The following is a 20,034-nucleotide window of genomic DNA, read 5'->3' as shown; positions in this document are numbered from 1 at the left end:
CTAAACCTTGATCTCGAGCAGTTGGATGGCCGGAATCGAGCCGAGGCGCTCGAAATCCAGCGTGATGTCGAGCTCGTCCGACTCGAAGCGGACCGGAACATCGAATTCGAAACCGGCCGTAACGCCCTGGCCGCTGCCCGGAGCCGACGAGAAGGTGACGACTCCGGTGGGGGGATCGACCGACCAGCCGCTGATGCGCTGGGCCCCGTTCACTGCAATCACGACTGAGCCGGCAACCGGTTTCCGGATGGTGCGCCAATAAGACCAGAATCCGCTGCGATACTCCTTGCGCAACTGAAACGTGGTGGCTGATCCGTTGCCGATGCCCAGCACCTGATCGGTTGGCGCTGGCCCTTGAGAGGGGAGACACGACTTGTAGTCCGCCCAATCCTTCCACCGGAAGCCATGGAGCCGGCCATTGCGCGCTTCAAAGAACGCCTTGACGGCGGCAAGATCGTCGGCCCGGCGGACCCCATAGGACGCATCATACGCATGCCGCGAATCCGCCCAGCGCGCGTTGCGTTCCTCCCGCCCGGAATCCAGCGTGACAACGTCCGTCCGGCGGCGCGGACCACCGTGCGCGCCCCGCGAAATGTTGTCGGGAAACCTCACCTCATGGAACGCCATTACCGTCCCCTCGAACCCATGGCGACGGCGCGCTGAATATCGGACCCGATCTGGGTCCGGCTCCGCCGGAAACTTTCGACATCCCGCGCCTGGATGGTGACGTAGACGGGTGGCACCTCGCGCTCGCGAGGGCGGCTCGAACCGCGGGTCTCGTCAATGATGCGCTCGCGCGGATGCACCAGCGCCATATAGCCGCCCTTGCCGTCGAGCCCGCCAACCCGAGGACCGTAGCCCGTGTGCCCACCGCCATCGAAACTCGGCATGGACAGGAACGGCAGGTTGACCCCGCCAAGAATTCCGTCGAGCGCATTGGCGATAGGCCCGAGGATGAACCGCCGGGTGGCAAGCCGGGCCAGGTCAGCGATGAAGGAGGTGATCATGTTGGAGAAGTCGAGCTTGCCGGACTTGACGAAATCGGCGATCGCATCCTCCGCACCCCGAAAGGCCGAGACGATGCTGTCCCCAATATTGCCAGCCATATCCATGGCATCGCTGGCATATTCTCGGATCGTTTCGAGGGTCTTTGCCCAACCGGTCGCCGCTACCTCGCCGCCTACCTTGATCAGTTTACCCGCGGCGGCGCCGGCTTTCCCGGCCTCGTCGAGCGCTTCCGTTACGGCATCGGCGGCCGCCCTTGTGTCGTCGAGCGCGCCCTCACTGTCCTCGCCTGCGCGGGCCACAACCTCAACGAGACGGCCGACCGCATCCCGAACCTTGTCGAAACCCTCGCTCACCAGCCGCCCGGCTTCCTCCTTTAGGGCGGCCGCATCCCGCTCGGCAGCGTTCGCGGCCGCCCCCAGCTCATAAAACGCGGATCCCGCCGTTACCGCCGAGCTGTAAACCGCGAGTGCGGCATCCTCTATGAATGGTACCGACCGCATAGAGTCGGAAATGTTGTGAAGGAAATTGGCCCATCGCTCGGCCAACCCCTCCATCATCCGGAGGAACCCACCGCGCACCGTTGCCCAAATTGACTGCAAGCCAACCGGAATCGCCTTTGCCGAGGTGACAATGCCGTCCCAGACCCCGGCCGCAACTTCACCAAGCAACGAGAGCGCCGCGCCCAAACCGCCGGTGGCGCTCACCACCCGTCCGAACCAGTAAATCAGTTCGCCGGCGGCGACGACCAGAGCGCCAAAACCCGTGCGGATCAACGCACCGCGCAGAAGCGTGAGCGCCGTTACAAGATTGACTGTACTCACTCGCGCGGCAACGAAGGCCCAGACCCATCGCGTAGCCATGAATGTGGCGAAGGTCGCGGCATAGGTGGCCAGACGGCCGATATTGTCGAACACCAGCTTTATGGCCTGCCCCAGCGGCCCCGAGCGGGATGCAATTGCCGCCATAGCTTCAGCGACGGATTCGAGCGCTGGCGCTACCGCAACCGCCAACTGATTGGATATTCCACGCCAGATCAGCCCCATATATGAAAGAGCCGTGTTCGTGCGCTCAATTTGAGCGGCGTCCTGATCGGATACCGCGATGCCGAAATCACGCACATCCTCTGCGGCTTGCCGCAGGTTTTCGGTATCGAGACGCGAAAATGCCGTCCAGGACTTATCCCCGAAAAGCTGGCTTAGCAGCGCAGCCCGCTCCGCATCTGTGGCGTACTCATCCAGCGCCTCATTGACCGCAATCAACCGCTCGTCGATCGGCAGGGTGAGCAATTCGGTTGCGTTGAGCTTCAGCTGATTGAGGGCTTTAGCCGCCGGGCCGCTGCCATCTCTCTCGAAAAGCGACAGGCGACGAGTAAAGCGGACAACGCCAGCCTCCGCCTCGGCCATGGACGCGCCAGTGCGATCTGCAGCACGATGGAGGATTTGCACCGATTCGACGGTGGTGTTCAGCGGGGCCGCGCTCTTGGCCTGCGCATCAATGACCCTCATTCCATCGCGGACCATGGCCCCCGCTGCCGCGACGGCGGCCGCTGCAGCCGCTGCCAACGCTACCGTTATGGCCCGCCCCATCGCCTGTGATTTTGCCTCGATGCGACCGAAGGCCTTCTCCCCGGAATCCCCAATGCCATCGAGCTCGGCTTTGACGATCTCGCCATTTTCGGCGACCAAACGGACACCGACCTGCTTACGCGCCATGGTCGCTACTCCCCCGGTCGATTTGCTCATTCAGTTTCGATGCCATTTCAGCCTCAATCTCCGGCAGCAACTCGGCCACCGCGCGCACGTCGATTCCCAGCGCCCACGCAAGAGCGAGCGCTGCGTTCATGTCCCATCCGATGATGGCTCCTGGCGCGACGCGGAGCTGGCCTCCGAGCCGCATGGCCAAATCCCAGACCTGCTCGCCCTCTAGGGTTTGCGGCGCGTTGATTTTGGCCGGGCACTCTTCGCAGAGCCCTTTGCAGGCCGCGCAGTAGCTATCGCCCCCGCCGAAATGCCAATCGGCGAGGGCGCGGAGCCGTTTTTTTCCTGATCCAGCAGAAAACCCGACGCCAGATATTTGGTCTGGAAGGCGTCGAAAAGGACCCAGATATCGAGCAGCGCATTGATCCCTTCCGGGGATACTTTGAGCGCGACCCCATCCACATCACCGACGCCGGACCAAGCGCGAACAACACGGCGCGCAACGGCCTTAGCCATGACGATAGCCATATCGTCTTGGGAAGTGTCCTCGGGCAGTTCTCGGACCGAGGGATCCTTGCGGGCAGCAGCCATCACCGCCGTTGTCAGTGGATCGCACTCGAGCCGGACACCATGTCCCAGGTCGACCCAGATAGCCTGACGTTTGAGATCGAGCCGCAGCATCAGTATTCCTCGACTTTGTTGACGAGCCTAGCGGTACACATGATGCCCGAGGCGGGATCCTGCGCGGCCTGCCATTCGAAGGTAACCTGGACGCCCTGCGGCCCAGGAATTTCGACCCGGGGCCGCGGCAGGTAGATTGCGTGCGTCACCAGCTCGAAGGCGATCTCGCCGAACGCATAAGCGAACTTCAGCTCGCATGGTTGGCCATTGAGCGCCTGCTCGAGCAGCGTGGTGTCGGCGAACCGCATGATGGTGCTGCCGGTCAGCGCGGCCAGCGAAGGGTCCGCGCCGTCGATCTTGCCATCGGCCCGGATCGTTTCGATGCGGTCGAGATTGTTTGAATAGGTGATGTTGGTCGAAACGACATTGCCGAGCGATATCCCTTCGCGGGAGATCGAGCCGTTGAAGTGCCCGAAGCGGGATAAGGCTATATTTGCCGGTGTCCCTGCCTGCGACGTCATGGCAGCGTCTTCGCCCTGCGCGATAATGTTGACCGTCGACGTGAGAAGGCCCGAGCGCTGCATCTGCCAAGACAGCGAATTGATCATGCAGCCGGCGAACATCTCGAAGCGCGGCACGTCCGGGAGACCCTTCTCGATGGATAGCGACGGCAGTACCCATGCTCCCGACTCGAATATATGGGTGAAGATGCCATCGTCCTCAGTGGTGACCGGCTCGCCGAACGCACCTTTGAGCCAGAATCCCCACGCTTCCGCGTCGATGGGAACGACGATATCGCCATCGGCGGTCACCGCATCCTTGATCGGTGCCAGCGGATCGCGGCCATAGCCGAGCAACTCGCTCGCGATCAGCGGCTGGGCCGATCCGAGCGTGGTCGACGCAAAAGGCAGCTTGGTGTACCCGCTCGACGGCGGCGTGCCGTAAACAGTCTCGAACGCGGCCGCCAGCTGCGACCGCGCGCCCTGGGCGCGTGCCATTCCAAAATCTCCTTTAGAGCAGCGGGTCCGGCGACCCGTACATAAGCACCACCGGAATGGTGGCGGCCTTTAATCCTTCGCCGCCATCGATCGGCAGCAAGACAGGCGCGGGCGATTGTCCGAGGACATAGTCACACAATCCGCCGAGTGTGCGATCTGCGGCGATGGCGCCACCCACCGCCTGTTTGAGCGTGTCAAAAACGGCCTCCCGCACCTTGCCGGGACGGTCGACGATGATCTCCACCTCCGCCTCGTGCTCGTAATAATAGAGCGGCGGCGACATCAGCACCTCGGGCTCGCCAGGCGTTCCATCGCGGACGATGATCAGGCCACCGGCTGGGATCCGGGCCGGAAGGATCGCATTGCGCAGAACAGTTGCTCCGGCCGGCTTTGCAGTATTGATGGCGGAATACAGAGCCTTAAGCCGCTGCTCCATGTACGAATCTGCCATCGCTCTACTCCGGCCAGTTTTTGACGATCAGGTCCGGGATTCTGGTCGCCCATGTGTCGATATCGCGGGTCAGGTCGAGCTTTTTCGGGAGCGTGACCTGCGGCACCAGCCAGAAGATTACCGCCGTCACCGCTCCGCGCTGGGTGCCATCCGCTCGAACCTTGGCCCGGCTCATGACAGCTCGCCCCCGCGAATCGAGGCGCGCTCCATCCGCCACCAGCAGGCTCGGGCCGTTCTCCCGATAGACGAAGCGAAGACGCAAACCGGTCCGCTGCTCGTAGCCGCCAGGCGTGATGCGCGCCCGGCCAACACCCTTGTTGCCTGCCTCCGGCGTCGGGATTGCAAGCCAGAAGCCGTCATTTGACCGGATCGTTACACCCCGGTCGAACGCACTGATGATCTCCGGCGCATTGGCCCAGACGAGCGCGGCGGAATTCATCGAATTCTGACCGATGGGATAGGACCGCGTCCGGATAGTGCGCGGCAAGCGCAGCCCGAGGCCTGCCGTCATGATCTGCGAGCGCCAGCCGTCCTGAATGCCCTTGCCCGCCGCCGACATGGCGGATTTGACGGCCTTCTCGCCGGCGGCGAACTCCTCGCGCATGATCTTAGCGATATCGCCGACCGTCACCGCGCGGATCATAGCTCGCGCACCTCAGCCGCCCAGCAGAGCCGCTCGCGATCCCGCACCGGATCGGAGCGGACCTCGAGCAGATCACCGGTAATCTCGAAAGTGTCCCCCGTTTTGAGAGCCGGCACGTCAGAGACACGCACATCGACAAAGATCGTGTCCGTGACGAACCGGCCATCGCCCCAATTGGCGATGCGGTCCGGCGCGCGGAAGATCACGCGCACCGGAACGCCAGCGCCAGCGCCGCCAGCACGATACAATGCTGCCATTGCCATGTTGGGATCGGCGAAGATGGCATTGATGCCGGCGGCGAACGCGCTCATGGGACCGGCCCTTTAGCTGCCGACCGCCACGACATTGCCGACGCCGGCGATGCCATTGAGCCGCACCTTGCCTGCCGTCAGGCCTGCGCCACCGCCGACCGCTTCGATCGCGCAGCCGATCAGACGGTTTCCCGTCGCCGCGGTGGTGCAGCGCTTGTTGCCCGCATCCCAATGGACGGCGGCGCCTTCGGTCCATGCTTGAGAACCTGCCTTCGGCAGATCGTAGACACCGGACAGCTTGATCGGACCCTTTTCGCCATTGGCGATGTCGTTCATGGCAACGCCGAAGATGGTGCCGACCACGACACCCTCGCTGGACTTAATATCGGCGGTGGCCGTGATCTCGATCACGTCGCCATGTGCAAGAAAGTTCTTCATTTGAGGTGCTCCTCGAGAGTAGAGAGAAGGGAACAGGCAGGTTCGAAACCCCGCCCACGTAGCTCACCCGGCGCTTACACAGGATCCGCGCCGGCGTTCTTGTAGAGGCCGCGCCAGTCGATGGCGGCAGCAGCGAAGTCGAGGCGCGCCTTGATCTCGACGCCATCCACTTCGAACCCGTTCCGGGTCTCGGTGAACACCCCGTCCTGCCCGTCGAGGTATGCGTATTCGACGGTGTCGATCAGGCCAGTGCTGGCGGCGAGAAACCACGGCGCCTTAGCGCTTCCGGTCGGCATCAAACGCCGCTCCTCGACTACGGTCAGCCGATTGGCGAAGGTGTTGACGTCCTCGGTGTTTGCCGGAGTCGTCGACGTCAGGAGCTTGCGGGCCTCGACCGCGCGCTGGCCGGGAGGGACGAGGATGAACTCGGGGCTGACATCGATGGCGGTGCCATCGATATCCGTCTGCGCCGCGAACGCCTCGTAAGCCTCGATCAGCGCATGCTCGCCGATCACCGCAGCGGTGCCGAGGTTGCCGTGGTTCGCATGGAACAGGGCAGTACCATCCGCCATCGCCGGGTTCTGCAGGAGGATGGCATACACCAGGTCGCCCTCGAGTTGTGCGGCGCGAGCCCCGAAGCTGTTGGCAACGCGGGTGAAGGCACCCAGGTCGTCGTTGATTAGCATCTGACGGCTGAACGCGATGATCTTCCCATAGGTCGCCAGCGCATACTGCGTCGACGCCTCGCCGAAGGTGCCGTACTTGAATTCAGCGCCCTCGGGCACCTTTTCAAGCTGCGGCGCGTTCGACACCTGCACGCGAGTGGTGGGCCGGAAGTCCGACAGGGTGGCCCGGCGTGCCCAGGCCGCGAAGGTGCGTGGCGTGGCGCGGTAGGCTTCCCGCAGGGTGAGGTTGCCGATATTGGCGAGCACTGCCGGGAAATCGCCGGTAGTGTGATAGCCCGCCGCACGCTGGCCAAGCGCGGCGGCCGCCATCTCCATCCGGCCCATGCCGCGCGTATTGACGCCCGACCGTTCGAGCGCGTGGCGCGCCAGCTCCATCAGCGACATGCCGCGGAACTCGCGGCCGCCATCGGAGAGATCGGTGCCGGGAGCGTTCGCGCGATGCAGTAGCGCATTCGCCATAGCCTCCCGATATTGCACACCCTCCCGCTCATCGCGAGCCAATGCCGGGGCGGGCTCGCTGGCCCGGCCATTGAGCGGATCGGCATCCGCGATCTGGTCGAGGATGGCCGCGCGGGCATCCTCGAGCGGCACGCCACGAGTGATCAGATCATGGCGGAACGCGTCATCGAGGCCATGCCGAATGCACAGGCTGGTTATCGTGGTCACACGCGACCGCTCCTCGGCGCGAACCGCCTCGGCGTCCAGCGCCGGCGTTTCGATCGGGGTGGAAGCGGCCGGACCCGAGGCTGCGGCGCGAGTTTCCATCGTCTCCACGGTTTCTCGGCGCTCGGTCTCATCGGCAGCCGCCTGCTGGTTGTTGCGAGACATGGTTTTATCTCCTTCGGATTGTGCCGCAGGGGCGGCGGTAACGTCCTGGCGGACCAGGACACAGGGTGCGAGCGCTGCCGTCCGGCTTGCGCCAGAGCGGACCTGCGATCCCGGGTCAGCGGGAATAGGCACCGCCGATATTTCGAGCGGTTCCCAATCGACGGCGCGCCAGTGCTCCCGCGCGCCTTCCTTGCGGGTGATTTCGTACTGGTGGACGCGATAGCCGACCGAGACGAACCGCAAATTCTTCTCAAGGATGCGCTGGACGATGCCACGCGCGTCCTCGGCCGCCGTGAGCTGGATCATGGCGAAGCCTTGTCCGCCTTCGATCCTGACCGAACCTGGCACCACCGAGCCGAGCACCGACTCCGCCCTCCAGGCACTGTGCGCATTAAGGAACGGAGCACCGGCATTGAGACGATCGAGGCGAACCGCATTGCCGGAAACGACCAGCTCCTCATCGTATTCGATGCGATCATCCCAGCCTTCCCAGCGCACCCGCTGCACTGTCGCGCCGGTAGTCCAGACGATTTCGACAGTACGCTCCTCGGCATTTACCGAACTTGGCACGACTTCGGCGGCCCGCCCGATAAGGGGTAGGTCGATGACGTTCTCCATTGTCCTGACTTTCCTAAGCTTTCTCGTGACCAGGCGGCGGATTGGCGGGGTCCGCATCGACATCGAGCGGATCCTTGGCCTGAGCGAGGCCCGCGTTGGTGACCTTCCGAGGGTCACTGTCGAACACGAGGCCCAGCCTGTCCGCTTCCTCGACGAACTGTGCCTGTTCCCCGAGCACCTCGAGCGGATCATAGCCGCGCTTGCCGATCATCTGCGGCGTACTGGCGAAGCCCGCCCGAACCTCGAGCAGATCGGTTTGCGCATCCTGCAGCGGGTTGACACTTTCGAACCGGGGCGGCGCCCATTCGGCAGGCACGTCCGCGGACGAGATCAGGCCGGCGGTATAGGCCGCGTCGATGAACCAATCCCAGATGCGCTCACAGAGCATCGGGATGACGATCTGCCACTGCACCTGCTCGATCATGCGGCGGAACTCGTTGAGCCCGACGCGGCTGCTCGAAAAGTTGGCCTGCGATAGATCGCCGGTCATCAACACATAAGGCACCCGGAAGCCGGCCGCGATGATGTGCATCTGCACCAGATTCCACTCGCGGATGCCCGGCGTAGCCGCCGGCTGGTTGAACTTGATGTCCTTCCCGCCCGACGCATAAGCGATCAGACCAGGCTCGAACTGCTCGATGGTTCGGCCTTGATCATCCTTGATCGTCGGCGTGGCCGACAGTTCCTGATCATCGCCGAACACGATGCCGACCATGCAAGACTCGGTTTTCTTGCGGACCATCTCGGCGACCTGCCAGTCCCCGAGATCGCGAAGTGCAGTCAACGCCGGTGTGCCCCAAGGCACCCCGCGCGACTGCACCCGCTGCCGCTCGAACAGATGCGCGACCATATCGGATGGCAGCCGCACCGAATCCAGCCGCCGCGAGAAGGCGAGGGAGACGTCACCGGGATGATCGGGATACATCCAGTACGCCTGCCGGCGCCCGGAGCGGTCGTACTCGATCCCCTGCTTGATGCGCCGCCCACCGACCTCCTCGAGGAACTTTGACGTGTCGAGGTGATCGGCCTCGCGCAATTCCACCTGCATCGGCACTCCGCCCTTAGCCTCATCGCGCCGAAGCGGCCGCTTGAGGGCGAACAGGTCGCCACCCTCGAGCATTTCGCGGACGGCCAGCACCTGCAGGCCATAGAAATCGGTGTGGCCATGCGCATCGGCGCGCTTCGACCACTGCTCGAACAGCTTGTCGACCTTCTTATTCAGCGTCTTGTTGCCCGAAGCCGCCCGAGGCCGGATGCCATAGCCGACGAGGTTGTTGACCAGCACCTGCACCGCCTGCGCGGCGAGCGCGTTGTTGCGCACAAGGTCCCGCATCCGGTCTCGCAGAAGCGAGCCGGCGGCACCAATCTCGGTGTCCGCCGCGGTGTTCGCCGTCCGCCAGCCATCTGTATGCCGCCCCTTTTGTGCGCCTTCATAGCCGCGCCGCATGTTGGCAATGGAGACGCGGGCGGCATAACGTTTTGCGGCCGCGCGAGGCGCGACCGTCGCCAGCGCACGATCCATCAGACCCCAACGGACACCCTGGGGCTGGGCAGTTTTCGCCATGTCGGTCAGCCCCTCCGGAAGCTCGCGTAGCCTGCGACGGGGAGGGGCGTGCCCGCATCCGCCGCAAGGGACGCCTCGATGGTGGCGATGATCTGTTTCATCTCGGCCAGCGAACGGTACTCGGTGGTTTTCCCATCATAGGAAACCCGCGTGATGCCGGAGGCATAAGCCTCCTTGATCGCCACCAGTTGCGCCTGCGTAAAGCCCGCCATCAGAACCAATTCCCGCGAGGCCGCCCGCCCATCCAGTTGGAAGGACGGCGCGGCGCCTGTTGCTGTTGTGGCCGGTTCGGCACGCCCGCAGGCGGTGCGTCATCCTGACCGGTGTTGTGCTGCGCTTCGAGCTCGGCCCAGCGCTTCTCGTCCCAGCGATCGATGCCCATCAGCCAGGCGGCCGCGCGGGCATAGACCCGGCAGTCCAGCGCCTCGTTGCGGTCCCGGGTCTTTTGCCACTCGAGCTTTTGATAGCCCTGCCGCGTCTTGATGCTCATCAGTTGCTCGGCGGTGGCCTGTTTCATCCATTCCGCCGTGACACCACCGCGCGGGATATGGACGTAGCCGGCCGGGAAGCCCGAACCGTCCGCCAGATCCTCGTCGGTCGGCGGCGAGAGCCGCAGGAACCGATAGAACTCCGACTTGAACACCGCGCCCGCGACATTCCAGAGCTGCGCGCCGCGCTTGAACTTGCGGCCGCCCTCGGTGACGTCCACATAGGTCGGCCCGTCGACCGGCATCGACCGATCGAACCCGGCCCGACCCTTGACCGCGATCACCTGCCCACGGCCCATCTTGCGTACCCAGGCATAGATCGCGTCGGTGTGCATGCCGTCGCCGGTGTCCACCGCGAGCCGCGCAAGGCTCATCTCCGCGCCCGATGCATGCGGCCATGTCTGCCCGAGCAGATCGGCCAGCTTGTCCCACACCTCGGTGCCCGCCACGTCGCCATCGATAACGATGTGGTCGACCAGCCAGCTCTCGATCCCCCGGCCCCAGGCCCAGACGTCGACCTCGATGCGGTCGCGCTGAATGTCTGCGCCGGCGGTAAGCACCAACCCGCCATCCGGCACCTGCCCGAGGTTCCACCGTTCGCGGCGCTCATAGAGCCGCTGCCAGTCCGGAGCCTCGCCCTTTTCCTGCCAGGTCTCGCCCAGCACGGTATTTTTCAGCGTCTTTAGAGACGCATCATTGCCCTGCGCCGCCTCCCAATCCCGGGCGATATCCTCCCAGGACAGCCACCCGAGGGGGGAATACAGCCCCGAGATATGAAAACCGACGATGCCGGCGGCCGCTGCCTTCTCGATCATATCGGGCGGGGCCGTCGCGGCCCACTCGGCCCCGTTGTCCTCGTCCATCATCCACGTCTTGTGCCGCTCGGCGATGGGGGCCTCGCAATGCTCGCAGACATATCGGACCGTCTCGGGCTGGCCCGCTTCCCAGCGCAGCCGCTCGAATTTGAGCCATTGCAGCGCGCCGCAATCCGGGCACGGCACATGATAGCGCTGCTGGTCGCTCAACTCCCATTCCCGCTCAATGCGCGACCACCCCTTGATAGTCGGGGTCGACGCCAGAAAGATTTTCGCCCGGTGCCCGAACGAAATGGTCCGGGCTTCCGCGAGCGCGATGGGATCGCCTTCGCCGTCGACGTCGCCGGGATAGGCATCGACCTCGTCGAGGAACACCCATCGCGCCGGCATCGAGCGCAGGCCCACCGCGCTGTTTGCACCGGTCAGGATCAACTGACCGCCGGGAAAGCGCTTTCCCAAAATCGTGTTGCCCGAGTCCCTCGAACGCGACGGCGTCACCAGATCGCGCAGCGCCGGACTATCCTCGATCAGAGGATCGATACGCTGCTGCGACAGGCGCTTTGCCAGATCGACGGTCGGCTGCACCGCAAGGAACGGACCGGGTGCCCGGTGCATGCAGTAGCCGACCCAATTATTGCCGCCTTCGGTCGCCCCGACCTGCGCGGCCTTCATGAACACCACGCGCCGGGCGGGATCGCTCGGCGAAAGCACGTCCATGATCTTGCGCATGAACGGCGTGCGCGCCGTCCGATACGGCCCCGCCTCCGAGGCACCCCTCGAGGACAGGATCCGGTGGCGGTCCGCCCATTGCGAGACGGTCACCGCCGGGTCGGGTGCGAGGCCGGCGAGCCAGGAGCGGCGAATTTCGTCCGCACCCTCGAACGATTCAGCGGAGATCAATTTTGACCTCGGCCAGTTCCGAGAGGTGCTGACGCAGATACTTGTCGAGCACTTGCTCCATGGCGTGCGCCTCGATCCCCAACTCCGCCGCCATGTTCGCGGCGATCCGGGGCGGCCAGTTCAACCAGGCATCCCGCTCGCGCCGAGCCAGGTCGAACACCGCCGCCGTTGCCTTCGAGCGGTCGACCAGCTCGCCCTTCATCTTCTGCAGGCGAACCCGCGCGGTCTGCGCTTTCAGAACCTCGTTCGCCATGCGGGCGCGCACGAACGAGACCTGCCCGCCATCGCCCGGCTCGGGCGGAACCTCCCCGCCGTCAGCCGCGTGATCGCGCATGGTCTCGTTGACCGCGTCGATGGCGGCATTCGGCACCGGCCGCGTGACGGCCTGCGCCTTTGCCGAGGCGGTCGCCGCTGCCGTCTCGTTGCCCAGCTCCTGCGAGTGGACACCGCGCTGGCGAGCCGGGTCCGTCTGCGCAGCCCACTGCGCGTCCGCCCTGACGGGATCAATGGTCCCATCCGCCTCGACCGATATCCGGCCTGACGCAATGGCCTTGCGCACCGCAGTATCAGAGACGCCACGGTGCGCCGCATATGCCCGCCGTGACAAACCCATGCGAGACTAACACCCTTCCCCAATTCACCTAAACGGCTGTTCTTATTCTGTTTCCAGCGCCTTCGCGCTTGCCTGATGGGAGCGCGGCTCGGCAGCCGCCTCCTACTCCCCGATCAGATCCGACAGATCAGACATCGAGAACTTCGCGTCCCGCAGCCTGCCCACCGTCTCCCGTTTCGACTTCGGAGGATTGGCCGGCCGCTCGGTGTCCTTCGGGCCGTCGACCGCCTCGGGATCGGCCAGAAACCGGTCATAGACCGCCCGGATGATGGTCCGGTTGTCCTGGCTGCGCCCCGACTCTTCCCAGAGCGCATCGAACCAATCGGTGTAGAGCCCGGCGACCTCGTCGCAGACGTCGATGTCGAACTGCTCGGTGCGCAGGTTCTTGTTCAGATTCATGCTCGAGCGCATCACCGCGTTGCCGCGCTCGCCCGAGACGATGACGACCTTCGCGTGAACCGACACGCATCGGAACGCATCAATGCCGAGCACCTCGATCAGCGGCCCGGCATATTTGGGCGACTTCTCGAACGTGCCCCGGTCGAGCAACATACGGATATCGGTGATACGCCCCCGAGTCCGGATATCCCGCGCCCGGCGCACATCGTAGATGCCGGTGGTCCACGTCGACACCCGCACCGCTGCCGGCCCCAGTTCGTCGACCATGTGCTCCATGGCGTCGATCGCCGAGAACTGCCCGGCGGTCAGCCCGGTTATCCGGACGCCCGGCTCAAGTCTGCCGATAACCTTGGCCGCCGTGCCGGTCCGATGTACCACGCGCCGGACCTTGCTGGTGGCAAAGCGCAGCGCGCGCGGCCGCTCGGTCATCGTCCAAACCCGTTGAACACGCGCCGAAGCGTGTAGCTGCGGGCGATCGACACTGCAGTGAACACCGCGCCCAGCGCTAGGTGCTCGCCGAGGCTGACCTCGAGGCCGAACCAAGGAAACACCACGATCTGGGTGCTCGTTGCCACACCAAAGCCGACCGCAACGTTCGTGATGGCTTCGACCAACGACATTACGCGGCTTTGCATTGCGCTTCCACCACATCGAAAGTGCGGTCGTCTTCCTCGAGCCGCGCCTCGAGGCCCGTGTATTCCTGCCACCGGCGGACGATGACATCCGCAAACTTCTCGTCGAGCTCCATCAGCCGAGCGGATCGGCCCGCGCCATGGCAAGCAATCAGCGTGGATCCCGAGCCGCCAAACGGATCGAGCACTAGGTCGCCGCGCTTGGTCGAGTTCTCAAGCATCTCGAGAATGAGCCCGACCGGCTTCATGGTCGGATGCTCGGCATTGCGCGCCGGTTTGTCCGCGCGCAGAACCGACTGGTCGAGCGTCTCCACCGCCAGTTTCTCGCCCGAGACGATGATCACCTGACCGCCAATGTCGATCTGCAGCGTCCCGTCCGGCATGATCCGCAGGGGAGGCCGTTGATCTTCGATCACGGTGGTGCGGGTTCGACCGCCGTACCACTTGTGCGGCCCGCCGACCTTCCAGCCATAAAGGATCGGCTCGTGACGCCACTGGTAATCGGACCGCCCGAGCACAAGGCTGGGCTTCACCCAGACCAGGCACCCGGACAGCTTGAACCCGGCATCCTTGAACGCGGCCCGGAAATTCTGCCCCTCGGTGTCGGCGTGCGCGACATAGATCGGCCCGCCCTTCTTCATCACCGAGGCAGTGGCCCCGAAAGCCTCGACGAGGAACCGGCGGAAGTCCGACGACGCCATATTGTCGTTCTGGATTTTCCCAGCCGACCCCTCGTAATCCACGTTGTAGGGCGGGTCGGTCCAGCAAGCGTCGACCAGCTCGGAACCGCAGAGCGTGGCCATGTCCGCCTTGGACGTCGAATCTCCGCACATCACCCGATGCGCACCGAGCAGCCAGACATTGCCCCTCTGGCTGACCGGACGCTTCTGCACCTCGGGCACATGGTCGGGATCGCCCAGCGCCGGCGGTTCGCCCGCGTCGTCGAGCCCGCCCAAAATTTCCTCAAGCTCGGTCTCCGAGAACCCGACGATGTCGAGATCGAAGCCATCCTCGCGCAGCGTGGCCAATTCCTGCCGCAGCAGCTCCTCGTCCCAGCCCGCGTTTTCAGCGATCTTGTTGTCGGCGATCACCAGCGCTCGGCGCTGCCGCTCGTCGAGGTGGTCGAGGACGATCACCGGGACCGTCTCAAGCCCCAGCCGCTCGGCGGCGAGCAGGCGCCCATGGCCAGCGATGATCACCCTGTCGCGCCCGCACAGGATCGGATTGGCGAACCCGAACTCCGCAATCGAGGCGGCGATCTGCGCAATCTGCCACTCCGGGTGCGTCCGCGCATTGCGGGCATAGGGCACCAGGTCGGCGACTGCCAACATCTCGATTTTCAACAGTTCCTCCGAAAGATTGCGGCCGCCCAGACCCTCGGGGAGGATCGAGAGGCTGGGCGGCCTGACCGGTAGCGTCCCACCGGGTCTGGTCGCGGAGGCCGGAATCGAACCGGCGTGGCCCTGATTATGAGCCGGGGTGGGAACCAGCATCCTCTCCGCAGAACTTGTGCGCCGTCTGCAGCCGACGACTTCGCGGAAACAGCGGCTCAAGCCGTGCCCGGGCCGCGCGCCCGTCCGGCATTTCAGCCGGAAACCTCGATCAAGCGGTGCCAAGAAAAAGGCCGGAGCTCGAAAGCCCCGGCCAGTTGGCCTCTACCGCAACGCCTAAAACGATGGGTGCGAACCGCGAACCCAAAGGTGCGAACCTTGGCCGCGAACCCCAAAAAAACCTTTGTGACTAGCGGCTTGGCGCGCAAAGCCCCCCCGCATACGGTCGCCGCCCGGAAGGACCCGAAGCGGGGAGGGGCTGGGACGGGGCGCTACGAAGTCTCAACTCTGACAACTAACCGCGTCGTTGCTCTCAGCCGCCAGCTCTCCCGAGCATATCCAGAATCTGCCAGATTTGACCCGATTATGTCGCGCCAAAAGTTCAACGTCCCGCGCCGTTACAACAACGTCCGAACCACGTCGGGAGCCGGTTTAACCACGCTTTCGCCCGGCGCATTTTTTGCTCGGGACCGCGCTTCGCCAGCTTTGTGCTTTTTATTCAGGCGCTTAGAGATGGTAATCAGCGCCGCAGCCCAGCGCCGCCATGCGGTCTGCCGAACACAGCCCATTCGGATCCCGATCTGCCGCCAACGCCTGCCTTCGGCGCGCAGCCAGACGATCCGAGCATCTCCAGGCTCGAGCCAACCCAGCCACTCGAAACATTCCTCCATGGCCCCAATCTCTTTGGGGCTCGGCACCATCCGGACGCGGGCATCGTGGTAGCCGTAGGACTGTCCAGGATCATTGGCATAGTCCGGCCATGAGGACGTATAGCCTCGCGGCGTCGAGCCCCGCGGGTTGGGCAGCTGCCGCAATGTGCGGACGGCCTGTTCGAAGCGCTCCTCGATCCATGCTGGTGTGAACTGGTCGGTCATCCTTCGTTCCTCCTTGCAAGCTATTTCCGATGATCCCGAACCGCTCCTGCCGGTGCGGGCTGGTGACGGCCCTGGCGCAGCGCGCCACCAGATCGCTCGCCTGCGTCCTCAGCCAGATCTCGGGGTGGACGGATCAGGGCGGGATATTTTCGGGCCATCTCAGCGACGATCGCGGCGCGCCGGGTGGAGCATTCGGGCGAGTTTTCCACAGGTGTGGAAATCGGCGCTCGCGCCCGCGAAGGTTCTTTTACTGGTTCTATTACAGGATCATCTCCACTCCACTGGAGATGGTTGGGGGCCGAATTTGGAGATGGTTGGCCCCCGGATTTGGAGATGGTCAGCGAGTTATCCACAGACTTATCCACAGGCGTTTTGAGGGGATTTTCAGCGCGAAAACCATCTCCATTTTGTGGAGATGGCTCTTGTGTCAGATCGCGATCGCACCCGAGGATGTAGTAGGTCGGCCCGCGCGTCCCATCCGCATTCCGGGTCTGCCGGCGGCGAATGAGATTGGCCACCTCAAGCGCGTTGAGAGCATTGTTCAGTCCGCCGTTCGACAACCCTGTTGAAGCACGCAACTTCTCCTGACTCGGGAAACAAGCGGTCTCCGGATACCGCTGAGAATTGTGGGCATCGCAGAGATGGAACAGCACCCGGAAGGCACCGTTGGTGATGGCCTCTGCCGGAATGGTCGCCAGCCAATGTGAGGCCTTATGGCTCATAATACTGGTCCCAAGAAATGCGAAATCGACTGCATGAAGATCTCCTCTTCTGCCAGGCAGCAGAGGATCACATCGCGAGGGGTGGCAGCATGGCGGTGGGTGGCATTGATCATGCCACCCCTGTGCCGTTGCCAAGATGTTCTGGTGGAAGTTTAAGCCTTGAGCCGAATTGCCGGCGTCGAGACGATTGTCGAGTGCGATGCCATCACAGCATCGTCAGCCACGGCTATGCTCTCCGCCAAGCAAATAGCGCAATCGTCCCGTTGTGGTAGCGAGATGCAGAAAATGGCGCGTTACTATACGGCGAGCGTCCGTCCACGCGGAACCGAGTTGCTAGCAGTCAGACAAGGGGGTCGGAAATAGCAATTTCACTAAAGCATTGCCTTGATTGCGTTAAACAACAAGGACGCGAGCACCGCAGTGCCCAGCGCTGCTGCGGCCAACACGTAGAGGGCGAGCATCGCCGCCTGCCACTTGCGCCGCCGCAAAGCCCGAAGCGGCGGCGATTGCGCCGGCTCAAAGCCTGCAACGATTCCCGATTGCTGCAATGCCAAGACCATTCGCATGTCAGCGGCGGTACCGTATGCAAATAGCACCTTGCACGCCTTGACGATCTGACCGCCACCGAAGAGATCTGGTGTGGCGATGATCTCGCGAGCGCGCTCAAGGGACATGGTGGGAAAGTCTACTATCTCGGCGCTCATGATCGAGCCCGGGTTCGGCTAGAGGTGCGCTCTTCCGCCCGACGGAGCCAATCTTGCACCGCGCCGCGGCGGTACAGCACCCGACGCCCGATCCTTATACATGGCGGGCCTATGCGCTGGGTTTCCCATCGCGAGAGCGTATCCACGGACAGGCTCAACTCCTCGGCAAGTTCTTTGCGACTCATCCAGTCGTCGAGCAGACCAGATGCCAGCATCGTTTCGGTCGGGGCGGTCGCCTCAGTCATTTTAGCGCTCCAAGGTCCGTTAGGGGCCGAAAACACCAGTCTGAGACTGTATGAACTAACTGGGTGGCGGGAAGGCAAAGGGTGGCGCTACTAGCAAGAAGGGGCGCCACCCATCGTTTTATTTTGTTGAGGAAGCAATCTGGCTAGGAATCGAAAAGCTGGTGCTTTTTGCGCCGAAAATGACACTGCCCCTTTAGTTCGGAATACTCGTCACATTGGCTATCATTGCTCTTGGATGCCCGATTCGAACGTACAGTTGCCCAGATGGCTTAAAAAAAACGGAGCTCTTTGTAGGGAAAACTAAACAAGGCCACTTCATCGTTTCTGGGACCAAACGGGCTCCGCAATGACTTTGAGGAGGAAACTACAATGACACTGCCACCGCGAGTGTTTTTTTCGAGTTTCGAGGCCGCTGCACGTTGGGGATGCACCCCAACAGATATTGTCGAGTGGGCGGCAATGGAACGCCTGCAACTGACGACTAGCGCGCCCTTTATCCAAACGAGTAATGGTCCCTTGTCCGGTCTGATCGAACTGCACGCAGCGGACCTGATGCCGATGTTTCGTCGCGACGGAACAGGACCGACCGAAGTTCCTATCCACCGTGTTCGGCCTCCAGGCGAAGCTACTTGGGCTTTCATCATGTCGCCGCAGGGCCTTATGGTCGCTCGACCCGACATCCTGATCAGCGCGATAGAAAAGGCTAGATTTGAAGAGGAAAATGGGCTCGCGCGCCGCACGGCCAGTGGGCGGCCCAACCATAAATATGATTGGGAGGCAATGTTCGTGGCAGTCATCAAACGCATACACGAGCGCGGCCTCCCAGACACACAAGCCGAATTCGTACGCGAGTTTCAGGAGTGGTTTGCGCGCCGCGACGAGAAGGGCGAGGCACCTGATGAGCGCTCGATACGCCGGCGTTTAACGCCCGTCTGGAGAGCTCTTCAGTAGGGGGCTTAAGCAGTTCTGACGCCCATCTGCTAGTGAGTGCCAGGACCGAAGCGTAAAGACCTCAGCAACTTAGTGCAGTATCCAGTCGATACTATGCTGAGGTCGTTCTGCGTCCGCGTGGTGGCGCAGAGGGCCTTGCCACGTTGGAACGCATGTGAATTCACCGTGCGGAAAGCCCCATTGCTGCAATCATTATTGCATTGATGTTCTTAACGTTAAACCGTTCTTCCGCCATTTTGCGGCTCTCTATGCCCATATGCGTGATCCGCTGAGGCTCATCGATGAAACGCTCCATTGCTGTGGCAAGAAGGGCGGGGTCGCGGGGCGGAACGAGGAAGCCGTTTCGCCCGTCTATAACGGTTTCACGACATCCCGGAACATCGGTCGTGACTATTGGACGAGCCATGGCCATGGCTTCCTGCGTGCTGCGTGGCACGCCTTCACGGTAATAAGAAGGGAGGACGAAAACGCTTGTTTTTGCTAGCCATTCTCGCATATCGACATGGCCGGGCCATTCGACAATGCCTTCTTCCACCCACTTATCGAGTGTTGCCTTCTCGATCGCCTGAGGGTTGGTGTCGATCTGGCCGAGCAAAACGAAGCGCACGTTGTCGCCTTGTTTTGCCTTGATTATTCTAGCCGCTTCGACGAACTCGATGACGCCTTTGTCCTTGATGAGGCGGGCGGCAAGCGTGAAGGTGATGGGAGCGAGGACCGGGGGAGCGGGGCGCCATTTGTCGAGCTCGACGCCGATGCCGCTTAGCACCGTGATTTTATTGGCGGGCGCAATGCGCATATCCACCAAGTCGTTGAAGTCGTCGGAGTTTAGCACAAAGATGCGCTCGGCGAAAGTGAGAGAAAGGCGATAGAGAATTCGGGCCAGGGCCCCGACGGAACGGCGCTTCAGGCTGGATTTTCCGTCCCGTGTGAAGGCGTAACCCAGACCTTCAATCAGAGCCACCCTGTGGCGAGTGTTCGCCATGCGGGCTGCAATCGTTCCGTATATTACTGGTTTGATGCTGAAGGATAAGGTCATATCCGGAGATATTCCCTCTAGTTCCCGGCGCAAACGCACAATGTCTGAAAAGTCCCTGAATGGATTCAGCCCTGTGCGTGACAAAGTGTAGTCTAGCGGAACGGCGCCAACCTCACGCAGTTTTTCTTTGGTATCATCGTCATAATCTGGAGCAAAAGCCAGAACCTTGTGACCGAGCGCAATTATATCTTGAATAAGAGGAGCGCGAAAATTGAGCATGGAACCACCAGCGTTACCGATGATGGCGATGCACATGTGCGATTTCGTTGCGGTTTGGGGCTGTTGTTCGTGCATAATTTTC

Annotated in this window: 23 protein-coding genes and 1 tRNA gene; 1 reads left to right on the top strand and 23 read right to left on the bottom strand. The window is 62.9% G+C overall.

Features of this window, described 5'->3' with window-relative positions; all coding sequences use genetic code 11:
* From O9Z70_RS13495 to O9Z70_RS13390, 22 genes are all read right to left on the bottom strand, one after another.
* Nucleotides 1-627, bottom strand: a complete 627-nt coding sequence (locus O9Z70_RS13495; RefSeq protein ID WP_286019963.1) for a DUF2460 domain-containing protein — start codon at nucleotides 625-627, stop codon at nucleotides 1-3.
* Complete coding sequence (locus O9Z70_RS13490) at nucleotides 627-2,720, bottom strand: phage tail tape measure C-terminal domain-containing protein (RefSeq protein WP_286019962.1); 2,094 nt, start codon at nucleotides 2,718-2,720, stop codon at nucleotides 627-629. The genes O9Z70_RS13495 and O9Z70_RS13490 overlap by 1 nt, the downstream gene beginning before the upstream one ends.
* Nucleotides 2,710-2,850: a DUF7697 family protein gene (locus O9Z70_RS13485; protein ID WP_286019961.1), complete on the bottom strand. Its 141-nt coding sequence runs from the start codon at nucleotides 2,848-2,850 to the stop codon at nucleotides 2,710-2,712. Before O9Z70_RS13485 ends, O9Z70_RS13490 begins: the two co-directional genes overlap by 11 nt.
* A gap of 80 nt (nucleotides 2,851-2,930) precedes the next feature.
* Entirely contained in the window at nucleotides 2,931-3,386 is a 456-nt protein-coding gene (locus tag O9Z70_RS13480; protein ID WP_286019960.1) for a phage-derived protein YdaY family protein, read from the bottom strand.
* Nucleotides 3,386-4,324, bottom strand: a complete 939-nt coding sequence (locus tag O9Z70_RS13475; protein WP_286019959.1) for a phage tail tube protein — start codon at nucleotides 4,322-4,324, stop codon at nucleotides 3,386-3,388. The genes O9Z70_RS13480 and O9Z70_RS13475 overlap by 1 nt, the downstream gene beginning before the upstream one ends.
* A 13-nt stretch (nucleotides 4,325-4,337) precedes the next feature.
* The gene (locus tag O9Z70_RS13470) at nucleotides 4,338-4,775 is read right to left on the bottom strand and encodes a hypothetical protein (RefSeq protein WP_286019958.1); all 438 of its coding nucleotides are present in this window, start codon (nucleotides 4,773-4,775) and stop codon (nucleotides 4,338-4,340) included.
* 4 nt (nucleotides 4,776-4,779) lie between these two features.
* Nucleotides 4,780-5,418 (bottom strand): DUF6441 family protein, encoded by a 639-nt coding sequence (locus O9Z70_RS13465; RefSeq protein ID WP_286019957.1) that lies wholly within the window; start codon nucleotides 5,416-5,418, stop codon nucleotides 4,780-4,782.
* Nucleotides 5,415-5,729, bottom strand: coding sequence for a head-tail joining protein (locus O9Z70_RS13460; protein ID WP_286019956.1), 315 nt, complete (start codon nucleotides 5,727-5,729; stop codon nucleotides 5,415-5,417). The genes O9Z70_RS13465 and O9Z70_RS13460 overlap by 4 nt, the downstream gene beginning before the upstream one ends.
* A gap of 12 nt (nucleotides 5,730-5,741) precedes the next feature.
* Complete coding sequence (locus tag O9Z70_RS13455; RefSeq protein ID WP_286019955.1) at nucleotides 5,742-6,107, bottom strand: DUF2190 family protein; 366 nt, start codon at nucleotides 6,105-6,107, stop codon at nucleotides 5,742-5,744.
* 74 nt (nucleotides 6,108-6,181) lie between these two features.
* Nucleotides 6,182-8,239 (bottom strand): prohead protease/major capsid protein fusion protein, encoded by a 2,058-nt coding sequence (locus tag O9Z70_RS13450; RefSeq protein WP_286019954.1) that lies wholly within the window; start codon nucleotides 8,237-8,239, stop codon nucleotides 6,182-6,184.
* Between the two features lie 13 nt (nucleotides 8,240-8,252).
* Nucleotides 8,253-9,803: a phage portal protein gene (locus O9Z70_RS13445; protein ID WP_286019953.1), complete on the bottom strand. Its 1,551-nt coding sequence runs from the start codon at nucleotides 9,801-9,803 to the stop codon at nucleotides 8,253-8,255.
* A gap of 5 nt (nucleotides 9,804-9,808) precedes the next feature.
* Nucleotides 9,809-10,015 (bottom strand): phage head-tail joining protein, encoded by a 207-nt coding sequence (locus O9Z70_RS13440; RefSeq protein WP_286019952.1) that lies wholly within the window; start codon nucleotides 10,013-10,015, stop codon nucleotides 9,809-9,811.
* Nucleotides 10,015-12,006: a phage terminase large subunit family protein gene (locus O9Z70_RS13435; RefSeq protein WP_286019951.1), complete on the bottom strand. Its 1,992-nt coding sequence runs from the start codon at nucleotides 12,004-12,006 to the stop codon at nucleotides 10,015-10,017. The genes O9Z70_RS13440 and O9Z70_RS13435 overlap by 1 nt, the downstream gene beginning before the upstream one ends.
* Nucleotides 11,993-12,565, bottom strand: a complete 573-nt coding sequence (locus O9Z70_RS13430) for an elements of external origin (RefSeq protein ID WP_286019950.1) — start codon at nucleotides 12,563-12,565, stop codon at nucleotides 11,993-11,995. Before O9Z70_RS13430 ends, O9Z70_RS13435 begins: the two co-directional genes overlap by 14 nt.
* A gap of 156 nt (nucleotides 12,566-12,721) precedes the next feature.
* Nucleotides 12,722-13,447, bottom strand: a complete 726-nt coding sequence (locus O9Z70_RS13425) for a phospholipase D-like domain-containing protein (protein ID WP_286019949.1) — start codon at nucleotides 13,445-13,447, stop codon at nucleotides 12,722-12,724.
* Nucleotides 13,444-13,638 (bottom strand): DUF7220 family protein, encoded by a 195-nt coding sequence (locus O9Z70_RS13420; protein ID WP_286019948.1) that lies wholly within the window; start codon nucleotides 13,636-13,638, stop codon nucleotides 13,444-13,446. The genes O9Z70_RS13425 and O9Z70_RS13420 overlap by 4 nt, the downstream gene beginning before the upstream one ends.
* Nucleotides 13,638-14,993: a site-specific DNA-methyltransferase gene (locus tag O9Z70_RS13415; RefSeq protein ID WP_286019947.1), complete on the bottom strand. Its 1,356-nt coding sequence runs from the start codon at nucleotides 14,991-14,993 to the stop codon at nucleotides 13,638-13,640. The genes O9Z70_RS13420 and O9Z70_RS13415 overlap by 1 nt, the downstream gene beginning before the upstream one ends.
* A gap of 86 nt (nucleotides 14,994-15,079) precedes the next feature.
* Nucleotides 15,080-15,153, bottom strand: a tRNA-Met gene (locus O9Z70_RS13410).
* Nucleotides 15,154-15,598: 445 nt separating this feature from the next.
* Nucleotides 15,599-16,075: a DUF6362 family protein gene (locus O9Z70_RS13405; RefSeq protein ID WP_286019946.1), complete on the bottom strand. Its 477-nt coding sequence runs from the start codon at nucleotides 16,073-16,075 to the stop codon at nucleotides 15,599-15,601.
* Nucleotides 16,076-16,095: 20 nt separating this feature from the next.
* Nucleotides 16,096-16,797 (bottom strand): helix-turn-helix domain-containing protein, encoded by a 702-nt coding sequence (locus O9Z70_RS13400; RefSeq protein WP_286019945.1) that lies wholly within the window; start codon nucleotides 16,795-16,797, stop codon nucleotides 16,096-16,098.
* 371 nt (nucleotides 16,798-17,168) lie between these two features.
* Nucleotides 17,169-17,501: a hypothetical protein gene (locus O9Z70_RS13395; RefSeq protein WP_286019944.1), complete on the bottom strand. Its 333-nt coding sequence runs from the start codon at nucleotides 17,499-17,501 to the stop codon at nucleotides 17,169-17,171.
* Nucleotides 17,498-17,746 carry a helix-turn-helix transcriptional regulator gene (locus tag O9Z70_RS13390; protein WP_286019943.1) on the bottom strand — a complete coding sequence of 83 codons (249 nt, stop codon included), beginning with the start codon at nucleotides 17,744-17,746 and terminating at the stop codon, nucleotides 17,498-17,500. The genes O9Z70_RS13395 and O9Z70_RS13390 overlap by 4 nt, the downstream gene beginning before the upstream one ends.
* A 369-nt stretch (nucleotides 17,747-18,115) precedes the next feature.
* Here O9Z70_RS13390 and O9Z70_RS13385 point away from each other — a divergent pair, with 369 nt between their 5' ends.
* The gene (locus O9Z70_RS13385) at nucleotides 18,116-18,697 is read left to right on the top strand and encodes a hypothetical protein (RefSeq protein ID WP_286019942.1); all 582 of its coding nucleotides are present in this window, start codon (nucleotides 18,116-18,118) and stop codon (nucleotides 18,695-18,697) included.
* A 160-nt stretch (nucleotides 18,698-18,857) separates the two neighbouring features.
* Here the strand turns inward: O9Z70_RS13385 and O9Z70_RS13380 are convergent, their stop codons facing one another.
* On the bottom strand, nucleotides 18,858-19,988 hold the full coding sequence (locus O9Z70_RS13380) for a glycosyltransferase family 4 protein (RefSeq protein WP_286019941.1): 1,131 nt from the start codon (nucleotides 19,986-19,988) through the stop codon (nucleotides 18,858-18,860).
* Nucleotides 19,989-20,034 lie beyond the last annotated feature (46 nt).

Origin of the sequence: Devosia sp. YIM 151766 (assembly GCF_030285925.1) — a bacterium.
GTDB lineage: Bacteria > Pseudomonadota > Alphaproteobacteria > Rhizobiales > Devosiaceae > Devosia.
This window is presented reverse-complemented; position numbering and strand designations above follow the sequence as displayed.